Raw genomic sequence first — 12876 nt, 5'->3', positions numbered from 1 at the left:
TCGCTGGTTGCTCATGGCACCTCCTAATGGGCCTCATTTTAAGGCTTGGAGGTGTCTACGAAACTAGGGGCGATTCAACCATCGCCTAAGTTTGAAATACAGCTCAGGAAAGCTGTTTTTAAATTAACGATGTTATGGAGTGTCAATTATGCGTACTGCTTTTCTCTCTTCGATTTTCTTTGCCTTGATGGTAGGTGTTTCCAGTGTGGCCCATGCCGCACCTGCGGCCGGAGCAGTTGAACCGGTGGTTGCTGCGCCAGTAGTGCTGGATGCCAAAGTGGTGACGATTAATATCAATACCGCAGATGAGGCTACCCTGCAGCGTGAACTCTCGGGTGTAGGGGCTGTTAAAGCCAAGGCGATCGTGGCTTATCGCGAGGCCAATGGTGATTTTACTTCAGTCGATGAGTTGCTTGAGGTCAAAGGCATAGGCAAGGTTATTCTGGAGAGAAACCGCGACAAGATCGTAATCAGCTAAGCCAGGTAACAGAACGAAAAAAGCCAGTCATAGACTGGCTTTTTTGTGGCTGTCAGCAAGCGTTCAGGCATAAGGCGCTGACGACTTCAATGTACTGCGCGTGACTTCGAAAATCTTCTGTTTCAGTGCATCACTCTCTGCGCCGCGAGCCAGAACCAGTGCGCCTACCAGGGTAGCGAAAATCACGATGCTTTTGTCTTCAGTGTCTGACCCTTGCAGGGTCGCCTGGATCTGTTTGAGCCTGGCATCGATGACATGGTCGGTGGTGACACTTGCCTGGCCCTGTTGGGCCATTTCAGCGGACATGGTCGGCAACGGGCAACCCTCATGGGGGGAGGTCAGATGCCACTCAGACAAGTAAGCATCGATAAATGCGTGCAGGGGGTGGGGCTGGCTGAACAGTTCGGCGCAGATACCGTCAACCTGGTTGGCTGCGTGCTGCAAGGCTTTTTCTACCAGGTCGTTTTTGGATGAAAAATGAGCATAGAAACCACCGTGAGTAAGGCCCAGTGATTTCATCAGGGGTTGCAGGCCTGTGGCGCCAATACCGTGTCGTCGAAAGAGCCCGGATGCTTCTTTAACGATGCGCTGATGGGTTTGGGCTTTATGATCTTGTGAATAGCGCATGACAGGTGTCTCTTTATGCAATGGACCATCATAGCGTCGACCTTCAAACAGATGCAGTGGTTAATCATGCAACTGTTTGTAGGTTTTTCCTCACCGATGCTCATTCCTTGGCATGCAGGCCCTGAGCGCTTGTCTGACTACCTGTCTTTTGATTCCTTGGCGTCCATTTCGGCATTGCGTTCGGCAACACGTTTGCGTTGCTCATCGGTCAGTTCAACTTTATTGGCTGTGTCACGTAGTGTCATCAGGGCGCCTACAATGACACCGATAGCGACGACGAGAATTAACCAGGCATACCAAGGCATAGAGTGTTCTCCGTGTTGAGTGCAGCACAGGGCAGGGGTTGCGCTGTGTGCTGCTGTTTATCCTGTTAAGTGAGTAAGTGTTGATTGCTTTCAGTGTAGGCCGGTTATTCAGTCATGTGCGGTATAAGCTTGGTAAAGACTAAAATCGTGTATTTACGATCATCGGGTGCCGGTAAGCGGCTGGTTCCGCTACAATGCGCGCCGATTTCGACCAGCCTGAGAACCCGCTAATGTCCGACTGCCAGACTCCTATTATCGTCGCCCTGGATTTCCCGACCCGTGACGCCGCATTGAAACTGGCTGATCAGTTGGACCCCAAGCAGTGCCGTGTCAAGGTGGGCAAAGAGCTGTTCACCAGTTGCGCTTCGGAAATCGTCGGTACTTTGCGCGACAAGGGTTTTGAAGTATTTCTGGACCTGAAGTTCCACGATATCCCCAATACCACGGCAATGGCGGTCAAGGCCGCAGCTGAAATGGGCGTATGGATGGTTAACGTTCACTGTTCGGGCGGCTTGCGCATGATGGCCGCTTGCCGCGAAGTACTCGACAAGCGCACCGGCCCGCAGCCGTTGCTGATTGGCGTGACCGTGTTGACCAGCATGGAGCGTGAAGACCTGGCCGGTATTGGCCTGGATATTGAGCCTCAGGAGCAAGTGTTACGCCTGGCAGCCCTGGCCGACAAGGCCGGTATGGATGGCCTGGTGTGTTCGGCCCTGGAGGCGCAAGCGCTGAAGGCCGCGCACCCGGGTCTGCAACTGGTAACCCCGGGGATTCGTCCTGCGGGCAGTGCGCAGGACGATCAGCGTCGTATCCTGACGCCTCGCCAGGCACTGGATGCAGGTTCTGATTATCTGGTAATCGGGCGCCCGATCAGCCAGGCAGTGGATCCGGCCAAGGCACTCGCTGCCGTGGTAGCTGAGCTGGCTTAAGGCTGTTTGCCACCGTTTTGATTCGGCAATCGCGGGCAAGCCCGCGATTGCCGCGCCGCGGTCTGCCTTGACAGGCCGCGGTGCCTGTATTGCGAGCAAGTCCGCTGCCACCTGTATGTGGTGTGTCAGACCTTCAACACCAGCTTGCCGTGATTTTCCCCGCTGAACAGCTTCGCCAGGCTTTCCGGGAAGCTTTCCAGGCCTTCAACAATATGCTCTTTGCTTTTCAACTGGCCCTTGAGCAGCCAGCCCGCCATCTCTTGTCCGGCTGCTGCATAGCGATCGGCATAGTCCATTACCACAAAGCCTTCCATGCGGGCGCGATTGACCAGCAGTGACAAGTAGTTGGCCGGACCTTTAACGGCTTCCTTGTTGTTGTACTGGCTGATGGCTCCGCAGATGATGACCCGCGCCTTGAAATTCAAACGGCTCAATACGGCGTCGAGAATATCGCCGCCCACGTTGTCGAAAAACACATCTACACCCTTGGGGCATTCGCGTTTGAGGCCTGCGAGCATATCTTCGTTCTTGTAGTCGATTACACCGTCAAAGCCGAACTCCTCGACCAGCCGCTTACATTTCTCTTGGCCGCCGGCAATGCCTACCACGCGGCAGCCCTTCAACTTGGCGATTTGCCCGGCAATGCTGCCAACAGCACCCGCTGCGCCGGAAATCACCACGGTGTCTCCTGTTTTCGGTGCGCCGACGTCCAGCAGGGCGAAGTAGGCCGTCATGCCCGTCATGCCCAGTGCGGACAGATACACGGGCAGCGGTACCAGTTTCGGGTCGACCTTGTAGAAACCCCGTGGCTCACCGGTGAAGTAATCCTGCATTCCCAGGGCACCGTTGACGTAATCCCCCACAGCAAAGCCCGGGTGGGCGCTGGCAATCACCTTGCCCACTCCCAGGGCGCGCATCACATCACCCAGCGCTACCGGCGGAATATAGGACTTGCCTTCGTTCATCCAGCCACGCATGGCCGGGTCGAGGGACAAGTATTCATTTTTGACCAGGATCTGGCCGTCCTTGGGCTGTACTACGGGCACTTGCTGGAAGGTGAAGGTATCGCGGGTTGCTGCACCGACTGGACGTTTGGCGAGCAGGAATTGGCGGTTTGTCTGGTCAGTCATTGCTATAACTCTTTAGAGATTGATGGCTGTTGATAGACCTTCTCACGCTACAGGGCAAGTGAATACGCGCTTACGAATAGGTTTTTATCAGTGATGGTGATGGTTGTAGGCAGTCTTTTATCACTCGGATAAATAGGCGGATGGCCGTGCCCGAACGTTTCGGGGGTACAGATGCACTCTGCTGAGGGTTAAGACGATGGGCATGACGTTTACGGGGCAAGTGGCTGTAGTGACAGGGGGCGGGGCCGGTATCGGGAGGGCCACGGCGCTGGCATTTGCCGGCGAGGGTTTGAAGGTGGTGGTGGCCGATCGGGATGTGGCAGCGGGTGAAGACACTGTCGAGCAGATAAGGACTGCGGGCGGCAGTGCTGTTTTCGCAGGCTGCGATGTCACTGTAGAGGCGCAGGTCAGGCAACTGATGGAGCAGACAATCAGCACCTACGGGCGTCTGGACTATGCCTTCAACAATGCCGGGATCGAGATCGAGCATGGTCGCCTGGCCGACGGTACCCTGGATGAGTTCGATGCGATCATGGGGGTAAACGTCAAGGGTGTTTGGCTGTGCATGAAATATCAGCTGCCATTGATGCTGGCCCAAGGTGGCGGGGCGATCGTCAATACTGCCTCGGTGGCCGGACTGGGCGCCGCGCCAAAGATGAGCATTTACTCGGCGTCCAAACATGCGGTGATCGGGCTGACCAAATCGGCAGCCATTGAGTATGCGAAAAAGCATATTCGGGTGAACGCGGTGTGCCCGGCGGTCATCGATACCGATATGTTCCGCCGCGCTTATGAGGTCGACCCGCGCAAGGCTGAATTTGCCGCCGCGATGCACCCGGTGGGGCGTATCGGCACGGTCGAAGAAGTTGCCAGCGCCGTGCTGTACCTGTGCTCGGATGGCGCAGCATTTACCACAGGCCATGCGCTGGCGGTCGATGGCGGGGCACTGGCGATCTGATAGCTCAGCGTGATTTGACGTTCAGGATCATCAGGGTCAGTACGCCCGCAACAATGCCCCAGAAAGCCGAGCCAATTGAAAACAGGGTCATGCCCGATGCGGTGACCATAAAGGTCACCAGGGCAGCTTCACGCTCCCTGGCTTCGCCCATGGCAATACTCAGCCCGTTCATGATCGAGCCGAACAGTGCCAGTGCGGCAATCGACAGCACCAGTTCCTTGGGCAATGAGGCGAACAGGGCGGCCAGGGTGGCGCCGAATATGCCGGCGATGCCATAGAAAATTCCGCACCACACGGCTGCGGTGTAGCGTTTTTTCGGGTCTTCGTGGGCATGGGGGCCGGTGCAGATGGCGGCACTGATGGCTGCCAGGTTGATGCCGTGGGAACCGAAGGGGGCGAGCAGCAAGGAGGCTACCCCGGTGGTGGTGATCAGCGGCGAGGCGGGCACGTCATAGCCATCGGCCCGCAGTACGGCGATGCCCGGCATGTTTTGCGAGGTCATGGCCACCACAAACAGCGGGATGCCGATGCTGATGGTTGCCGCCAGCGAAAAGGACGGCGTGGTCCACACCGGCACGGCCACTTCAAGGGAAAAACCGCTGAAGTCCAGCAGCCCAAGCATGCCCGACAGCAGGGTGCCGATCAGCAGCGCCGCCAGTACGGCGTAGCGGGGTGACAGGCGCTTGACGATCAGGTAGGTGAAAAACATGCCGATCACCAAGCCGGTGCGATGTTGCGCCGCGACGAAGATTTCGCTGCCGATTTTAAACAGGATGCCCGCCAGCAACGCGGCGGCCAGGGATGAGGGGATGCGCTTGACCAGGCGCTCAAAACTGCCGGTGATGCCACAGATGATCACCAGTACCGCGCAGGTGATATAGGCGCCGATGGCCTCGCCGTAACTGACGCCGCCAAGGCTGGTGATCAGCAGTGCCGCCCCCGGTGTGGACCAGGCGATGGTGATCGGTGTGCGATAACGCAAAGACAAGCCTATGCTGCAAACAGCCATGCCGATCGACAGTGCCCAGATCCATGATGAAATCTGCCCGCTGGTAAGTCCCGCTGCCTGACCCGCCTGGAACATCAGGACCAGGGAGCTGGTGTAGCCGGTCATCATGGCGATAAAGCCTGCGACCACCGCCGAGGGCGAGGTGTCTGCCAGTGGATGCAAGCGCGGCTGCGGGGTGTCGGTCATGGAACGGTCTTCCTTGTGTGCTATAGGAGTTCGGGCAGGCGACAAGCCTAAACGTAAAGGTTGCATCTAGTTGCGATACAGCAGGGTTCGTAAACGACCGTACAGTCGTACTGGCACTCTGCTTTGTGTACAATGCGCCCTGTTTTTTGCATTAATTTCTGGTCGGTGACACCCGTTTACGTACTAGCGTAATCCCTTATTCGCCGCCGCTTCCCACACGAGTGCCCATGAACGAACAGTTGCAGCCTCTCAAGAAACAACCCCGCGCTGGCAAGGCCGGCCGCAGTGGAACCCAGGACGATATTGTCTATGCGCATATTTTCGAGGCGATCCTTGAACAGCGTCTGGCGCCTGGCACCAAGTTGAGTGAAGAGGCTCTGGGCGAAATCTTTGGCGTGAGCCGCACCATTATTCGTCGCGCCCTGTCGCGTCTGGCCCATGAAGGGGTTGTGCTGCTGCGCCCTAATCGCGGTGCAGTGGTGGCGAGCCCTAGCGTAGAAGAAGCGCGCCAGGTGTTTCTGGCCCGGCGACTGGTTGAAAAGGCCATTACCGAGCTGGCGGTGGTGCATGCTACGGCTGATGATCTGGCGCAACTGCGCAAGATGGTCCAGGACGAGCGCGACAGTTTTTCGCGGGGCGATCGGGGTGCGGGTATTCGCCTGTCGGGCGAGTTCCACCTGAAGTTGGCCGAAGCGGCGAAGAATGCGCCGCTGATCAGCTTTCAGCGCAGTCTGGTGTCGCAAACGTCGTTGATTATTGCCCAGTACGAGAGCGGCAACCGTTCGCACTGCTCTTATGACGAGCACATGCAATTGATCGATGCCATCGAAGCCCGGGATGCCGGCCAGGCCGTGCACCTGATGATGCATCACATGGATCACATCGACAGCAAGCTCAACCTTGACGAAGAAAGCGCCTCTGACGACTTGCACGCGGTGTTTTCGCACTTGCTGCAAACCAAGGGCAAAAGCCCTCGGCCTGCTGCCAAGCTTTAAGCCTCGGCTGCTCTTGTGGGAGCGGGCTTGCCCGCGATGCAGGCGACGCGGTGCTTCAGTAGAACCGCATCGATAACCTCGCGAGCAAGCCCGCTCCCACAAGGGAAATTATCAGCGCTGATGCACCAGATTGCCTGCCGCATAGGTTTGCTGCACCGTACGGTCATCCCCAAGGGTCATCAATACAAACAGCGTCTCGGCGATGTTTTTTGACTGCTTGAGGCGATAGCTCATCAGTGGCGTAGCGTTGTAGTCCAGTACCAGGAAGTCAGCGTCGCTGCCCGGTTGCAGATTGCCGATCTTGTCTTCCAGGTGCAGTGCTCGCGCCCCGCCCAACGTAGCCAGGTACAACGACTTGAACGGATCGAGGCGTGCACCCTGCAGTTGCATGACCTTGTAGGCTTCGTTCAGGGTGTTGAGCAGCGAGAAGCTGGTACCTGCACCCACGTCTGTGCCCAGCCCCACATTGAGCTTGTGCTTTTCGGCCATCGGCAGGTTGAACAGGCCGCTGCCCAAAAACAGGTTGGAAGTCGGGCAGAACGCCACTGCCGAACCCGTCTCGGCGAGTCGCGCACATTCCTCGTCACACAGATGTACACCGTGGGCAAACACCGAGCGTTCGCCGAGCAACTGGTAGTGGTCGTACACATCCAGATAGCCTTTGCGCTCAGGGAACAGCGACTTGACCCACTCGATTTCCTGAAGGTTCTCGCTGATATGGGTGTGTAGATACACATCCGGGTATTCGCCCAGCAGCTTGCCGGCCAGGGTCAATTGCTCCGGGGTGCTGGTCGGCGCGAAGCGCGGGGTGACGGCGTAATGCAGGCGGCCCTTACCGTGCCAGCGCTCGATCAGTGCCTTGCTTTCGCTGTAGCCGGTTTCGGCGGTATCGGTCAGATAGTCTGGGGCGTTGCGGTCCATCATCACCTTGCCGGCTATCAGACGCAGGTCCAGGTGCTGTGCGGCCTCAAACAGGGCATCCACCGATTGCGGGTGTACGCTGCCGAAGACCAGGGCGGTGGTAGTGCCGTTGCGTAGCAGTTCCTTCAGGAATACGTCAGCAACTTCGTCAGCATGGGCCTTATCGGCGAACTGGTTTTCGCACGGGAAGGTGTAGGTGTTGAGCCAGTCGAGCAGTTGCTCTCCGTAAGCGCCAATCATCCCGGTTTGCGGGAAATGGATATGGGTATCGATAAAGCCGGGGGTGATCAGTGCGTCTTTGTACTCGGTCACAGCAACGTCGGCGGCCAGTGTGCCAAGCAGTTCGCTGGCCGGGCCAACAGCCTTGATCTGGCCGTTGTCGACCACCAGCAAGCCGTCTGCGAAATATTCATAGGAGGCCTCGATCCCGACTTCGGCGGGGTCGGCGATGCTGTGCAAAATGGCGGCGCGATAGGCTTTACAAGTCATGGCAATTCTCAGTGTGTGGCATGGCTGCGTCGTGAAGACGGCAACAATTGTTTAATGGATTCAGATGACGCGCTGTCGGCGCTCGCAGTGTGCTGGCCGAAATGAGTGTTGTAGGTGGCGATGATTTCGCCGGCGATGGAGATCGCGATTTCAACAGGCAATTTGCCTTTGACTTCGCTCAAACCCATCGGGCAACGCATGCGCTGCAAAGGTGAGGCGTCGATACCGCGCTCACGCAGGCGATGTTCGAACTTCACGCGTTTGGTTTTCGAACCAATCAAGCCGAAGTAGGTAAAGTCGTTGCGTTTAAGCAGGGCGGCGCTGAGCTCCAGGTCCAGGGCGTGATTATGCGTCATGACGATGCAGTAGCAACCCGCAGGCAGGGCATCGACTTCATCTACCGGTTCGTCGGTAACGATTTTTTCCACGCCTTGAGGGATAAGTGTCGGGAATTCCTGCTCCCGCGAGTCGATCCAGCGCACCCGGCACGGCAGGCTGGCGAGCAGGGGTACCAGGGCTCGGGCCACGTGCCCTGCGCCAAACACCGCAATCTGAGCCTGCACCTTGCCCATCGGTTCGAACAGCAGCACGGCCACCCCGCCGCAACACTGGCCCAGGCTGGCGCCGAGGCTGAAGCGCTGTAGAAGGGTATCGTGCTTGCCGCTGCTGAGCATCTGACGGGCAATTTCCATTGCCTTGTACTCCAGATGACCGCCACCAATGGTGTCGAAGATTTTATCTGCACAAATGACCATCTTCGAACCGGTATTGCGCGGGGTAGAGCCTTGCTCTTCGATGATGGTCACCAGCACGCAGGGTTCGCCTTGCTGCTGCAACTCGGCCAGGGCACTGATCCAGTTATTCATGCTGATCTCCCGACAGGCTTTTGCGCATTTGCTCACAACCCCACAGCACCCGCTCCGGGGTGGCCGGGGCGTCAATCGCAGGTTGCACGCGGTAGTCGGCCAGGCTCGCCACCGCGTCCTTGATCGCGCACCATGCGGCGATGCCGAGCATAAATGGCGGTTCGCCCACGGCCTTGGAGTGGAACACGGTGTCTTCGGGGTTCTTGCGGTTTTCCACCAGGGTTACGCGCAGGTCCAGCGGTATGTCTGCCACCGCGGGGATCTTGTAGCTGGCCGGGCCGTTGGTCATCAGCTTGCCCTTGGCATTCCACACCAGTTCCTCCATGGTCAGCCAGCCCGCCCCCTGTATATACCCGCCTTCGACCTGGCCGATGTCGATGGCCGGGTTCAGCGAGGCACCGACATCATGGAGGATATCGGTACGCAACATTTTGTATTCGCCGGTCAGGGTGTCGACGATCACCTCGGCGCAGGCGGCGCCAAAGGCAAAGTAATAAAACGGCCGACCACGTGCCTGAGTGCGGTCATAAAAAATCTTCGGGGTTTTGTAGTACCCGGTGCTCGATAACGACACCTGGCCGAAATAGGCCTGCTGGATCAGGCTTTCAAAACTGATGATCTGCTCGCCAGCCTGCACCTGGCCGTTATGGAAGATCACCGCCCGTTGCTCGACCTGATATTTGTCGGCAGCAAATTCAACAAGTCGCTGCTTGATGGTTTCGGCTGCGTTTTGCGCGGCCTTGCCATTGAGGTCGGCACCGCTGGACGCTGCAGTAGGCGAGGTGTTTGGCACTTTGTCAGTGTTGGTTGCGGTGATCTGGATGCGGCTGATATCCACCTGGAACACTTCGGCGACCACCTGCGCGACCTTGATATTCAGGCCCTGGCCCATCTCGGTGCCGCCGTGGTTGAGGTGGATGCTGCCATCGGTATAAATATGGATCAGGGCGCCGGCCTGGTTGAGGAAGCTGGCGGTAAAGGAGATGCCGAATTTGACCGGGGTCAGCGCCAGGCCTTTTTTCAGGATCGGACTGCTGGCGTTGAACGCCTTGATCGCTTCCCGGCGCTCGGTGTACTGGCTGCTGGCCTCAAGGTCGGCGGTCATTTCTTGCAGCAGGTTGTGTTCCACGGTCTGGTAGTAGTGGGTCACGTTGCGTTCGGTTTTGCCGTAGTAATTGGCCTTGCGTACGGCCAGCGGGTCGAGGCCCAGATGGCGGGCGATACGGTCCATGACCTCTTCGATGGCGACCATGCCTTGCGGGCCACCAAAGCCGCGATAGGCCGTGTTGGAAGCCGTGTTGGTTTTACAGCGATAACCATTGATCGTCGCGTCGCCCAGATAATAGGCGTTGTCGGCGTGGAACATGGCGCGGTCGACAATGGAGTTGGACAAGTCCGGCGAACAGCCACAGTTGCCCGCCAGGTCCAGCTGGATGCCCTGCAAGCGGCCGCTGGCGTCGAAACCGACGTCATATTCGATATAAAACGGGTGGCGCTTGCCGGTCATCAGCATGTCTTCGACCCGCGGCAGGCGCATCTTGGTCGGTTGCCCGGTCAGGCGTGCCACCACGGCGCACAGGCAGGCGGGGCTGGCGGCCTGGGTCTCCTTGCCGCCAAAGCCGCCGCCCATGCGGCGCATATCGACAACGATCTTGTTCATTGAAACATCAAGGACTTCTGCCACCAGCTTCTGCACTTCGGTAGGGTTCTGCGTGGAGCAGTAAACGATCATCCCGCCGTCTTCGGTAGGCATGACCGATGAGATCTGGGTCTCGAGGTAAAAGTGCTCCTGCCCGCCAATATGCAGGCTGCCCTGCAGGCGATGTTCGGCCCCGGCCAGTGCGCCGGCAGAGTCGCCGCGTTGATGGGTGTGGGTATCGAGCACAAAGTGCTTCTGGCGCAGGGCCTGAACCACGTCCAGCACCGGCTCCAGGTCTTCGTATTCGATAATGGCAGCCATTGCCGCCTTGCGCGCGGTGTCCAGGTCGCAAGCGGCCACTGCCAGTACGGGCTGGCCGACAAACTCCACCTTGTCGATGGCCAGTAGCGGATCGCCGGGCAGTAGCGGGCCAATGTCCTTCAGACCGGGGATATCTTCGTGGGTGATCACCAGGCGCACGCCTGCGAAGGCGTAGCAGGGCGTGGTGTCGACACGCAGGATTCTGGCGTGGGCGCGGTCGGACAGGCGTGCGAAAAGGTGCAACTGGTTGGGGAATTCCAGGCGGTCATCGATGTACTGCGCTTCGCCGCTGACATGTTTTTCGGCACTGTCATGCTTGACGCTGCGACCCACACCGGTTTTCAAGTCCTGCTGGAAGAGGGCGGCCAGCTCGGCCTGGGTTGGGGCAACCTTGTGATGGTTAGACATAAGCTGTTACCCGCGTCTCGAGATGTGGCGTTTGCAGTTCGATAAAGTATTTGCGTAGCAGGTTCTGCGCACTCAGCAGACGGTATTCCTTGCTGGCGCGAAAGTCCGAGAGCGGGGTGAAGTCGTTTGCCAGTGCAGCGCAGGCGCGCTCGATGCTGGCGCTGTTCCAGTTTGCGCCGAGCAATGCGGCTTCGCAGGCGGCGGCGCGTTTGGCGATAGCCGCCATGCCGCCGAATGCCACGCGGGCACCGGTCACCACGCCGTTGTCGATGTGCAGGTTGAACGCTGCGCACACGGCGCTGATGTCGTCATCCAGGCGCTTGGAGATTTTATAGGCGCGAAATGCATGGCTGGGGTCGGCGCGAGGGATGATGATTTTTTCGATAAATTCGCCTTCCTGGCGTGCCGTCACCCGGTAGTCGATGAAGTAATCCTCGATCGCCAGGGTGCGCAGGGTTTGCCCTTTGCGCAGTACCAGTTGTGCGCCGAGGGCAATCAGCAGCGGTGGCGAGTCGCCAATGGGCGAGGCATTGCCGATGTTGCCGCCCAGGGTGCCCTGATTGCGGATTTGCAGGGAGGCGAAGCGTTGCAGCAATTCGCCGAAGTCCGGGTACTCGGCCTTGAGCGTGCCGTAGGCGTCTGTCAGCGACACCGCCGCGCCGATTTCAATACGGTCATCAAAGCGCTCGATGTGCTTCATTTCGGCCACGTTGCCGACGTAGATCATGACCGGCAGCGGGCGATGAAACTGGGTCACCTCAAGCGCCAGGTCGGTACCGCCGGCCAGCAGGCGGGCCTGGGGTTGGGATTCGTACAGCTGGGCCAGGTCGCTGATGGTCATGGGCAGCAGGCAGCGCTTGTCGCCGCTGTTCAGTTCGCCGGTTTGGGTCGGGGTGATGGTCTTGAGCAGGGCAATGGTCGCGCTCTGGTGTGTATCGAACTGATCCTGTTGTTGCCCGCTGCAAGCCTGTTCGGCAGCCGCCAGAATAGGGCGGTAGCCGGTGCAGCGACAGAGGTTGCCCGCCAGGGCTTCATGGGCCTGATGGCCATCAGGCTGGCCCGTGCTGTTTTTTTGCAGGGCGAACAGTGACATCACAAATCCCGGCGTGCAGAACCCGCACTGTGAGCCGTGGCAGTCGACCATCGCCCGCTGCACGCTGTGCAACTGCCCCTGGTGCTTGAGGTCTTCGATGCTGATCAGTTGCTTGCCGTGCAAAGCCGAGACAAAGGTCAGGCACGAATTGAGGCTGCGATAGCGCAGCCGTTCAAGGCCTTCAGCGTCGGTGTGAAGTTCGCCGACCACAACGGTGCAGGCACCACAGTCTCCGCTGGCGCAACCTTCTTTGGTGCCAGGCTTGTGCAGGTGTTCACGCAGGTAATTGAGCACGGTCAGATTCGGGTCCAGCGTGTGCTCGGTGCGCAGCGTCTGGTTGAGTAGGAACTGGATCACGGAAGGCCTCGCATAATCATTATTGTTGTAACGCGGGATACACTGAATTTAGCTAAAGCTGACTTACGGGTCAAGAAATAGCGGTCAGTGATCCCTGTGATTGATATCCGGGGGATTTATTTGCGGGTTTCGTGCCATATTCAGCCTCCGAGGCTCTGCGCGAGG

Annotated in this window: 12 protein-coding genes; 4 read left to right on the top strand and 8 right to left on the bottom strand. The window is 58.4% G+C overall.

The window, feature by feature from the left end; genetic code table 11:
• The first annotated feature begins 148 nt into the window (after positions 1 to 148).
• Entirely contained in the window at positions 149 to 478 is a 330-nt protein-coding gene (locus GHN92_RS15860; protein ID WP_095002782.1) for a helix-hairpin-helix domain-containing protein, read from the top strand.
• A gap of 63 nt (positions 479 to 541) precedes the next feature.
• On the opposite strand, the gene GHN92_RS15855 is transcribed toward GHN92_RS15860, so the two are convergent.
• The gene (locus GHN92_RS15855) at positions 542 to 1105 is read right to left on the bottom strand and encodes a TetR/AcrR family transcriptional regulator (RefSeq protein ID WP_095002781.1); all 564 of its coding nucleotides are present in this window, start codon (positions 1103 to 1105) and stop codon (positions 542 to 544) included.
• 137 nt (positions 1106 to 1242) lie between these two features.
• Positions 1243 to 1410: a DUF2897 family protein gene (locus GHN92_RS15850; protein WP_095002780.1), complete on the bottom strand. Its 168-nt coding sequence runs from the start codon at positions 1408 to 1410 to the stop codon at positions 1243 to 1245.
• A 230-nt stretch (positions 1411 to 1640) separates the two neighbouring features.
• Here GHN92_RS15850 and pyrF point away from each other — a divergent pair, with 230 nt between their 5' ends.
• A complete protein-coding gene (pyrF, locus tag GHN92_RS15845) occupies positions 1641 to 2339 on the top strand; it encodes an orotidine-5'-phosphate decarboxylase (protein WP_165446498.1) in 699 nt (232 codons plus the stop codon).
• A gap of 125 nt (positions 2340 to 2464) precedes the next feature.
• On the opposite strand, the gene GHN92_RS15840 is transcribed toward pyrF, so the two are convergent.
• Positions 2465 to 3469 (bottom strand): NADP-dependent oxidoreductase, encoded by a 1005-nt coding sequence (locus tag GHN92_RS15840; RefSeq protein ID WP_095002778.1) that lies wholly within the window; start codon positions 3467 to 3469, stop codon positions 2465 to 2467.
• 196 nt (positions 3470 to 3665) lie between these two features.
• Here GHN92_RS15840 and GHN92_RS15835 point away from each other — a divergent pair, with 196 nt between their 5' ends.
• Positions 3666 to 4427, top strand: coding sequence for an SDR family oxidoreductase (locus GHN92_RS15835; protein WP_095020227.1), 762 nt, complete (start codon positions 3666 to 3668; stop codon positions 4425 to 4427).
• A gap of 4 nt (positions 4428 to 4431) precedes the next feature.
• Here the strand turns inward: GHN92_RS15835 and GHN92_RS15830 are convergent, their stop codons facing one another.
• Positions 4432 to 5622 carry a benzoate/H(+) symporter BenE family transporter gene (locus GHN92_RS15830; protein ID WP_130871732.1) on the bottom strand — a complete coding sequence of 397 codons (1191 nt, stop codon included), beginning with the start codon at positions 5620 to 5622 and terminating at the stop codon, positions 4432 to 4434.
• 227 nt (positions 5623 to 5849) lie between these two features.
• On the opposite strand from GHN92_RS15830, the gene GHN92_RS15825 reads away from it, so the two are divergent.
• A complete protein-coding gene (locus GHN92_RS15825; protein WP_095002775.1) occupies positions 5850 to 6617 on the top strand; it encodes a GntR family transcriptional regulator in 768 nt (255 codons plus the stop codon).
• Positions 6618 to 6728: 111 nt separating this feature from the next.
• Here GHN92_RS15825 and guaD read toward each other — a convergent pair whose 3' ends face one another.
• From guaD to xdhA, 4 genes are read right to left on the bottom strand one after another with little or no spacing between them, the layout of a single operon-like run.
• Entirely contained in the window at positions 6729 to 8027 is a 1299-nt protein-coding gene (gene guaD, locus GHN92_RS15820; RefSeq protein ID WP_153380564.1) for a guanine deaminase, read from the bottom strand.
• An 8-nt stretch (positions 8028 to 8035) separates the two neighbouring features.
• On the bottom strand, positions 8036 to 8893 hold the full coding sequence (gene xdhC / locus GHN92_RS15815) for a xanthine dehydrogenase accessory protein XdhC (RefSeq protein ID WP_095020224.1): 858 nt from the start codon (positions 8891 to 8893) through the stop codon (positions 8036 to 8038).
• Positions 8886 to 11261: a xanthine dehydrogenase molybdopterin binding subunit gene (gene xdhB, locus GHN92_RS15810; protein ID WP_153380562.1), complete on the bottom strand. Its 2376-nt coding sequence runs from the start codon at positions 11259 to 11261 to the stop codon at positions 8886 to 8888. The genes xdhC and xdhB overlap by 8 nt, the downstream gene beginning before the upstream one ends.
• Positions 11254 to 12711 carry a xanthine dehydrogenase small subunit gene (gene xdhA, locus GHN92_RS15805; RefSeq protein ID WP_178102635.1) on the bottom strand — a complete coding sequence of 486 codons (1458 nt, stop codon included), beginning with the start codon at positions 12709 to 12711 and terminating at the stop codon, positions 11254 to 11256. Before xdhA ends, xdhB begins: the two co-directional genes overlap by 8 nt.
• Positions 12712 to 12876 lie beyond the last annotated feature (165 nt).

This window comes from Pseudomonas sp. FSL R10-2964, assembly GCF_009600035.1.
Lineage (GTDB): Bacteria > Pseudomonadota > Gammaproteobacteria > Pseudomonadales > Pseudomonadaceae > Aquipseudomonas > Aquipseudomonas bubulae.
Note: the sequence above shows the minus strand (reverse complement) of the source record. Positions and strands in the feature narration are given on the sequence as shown.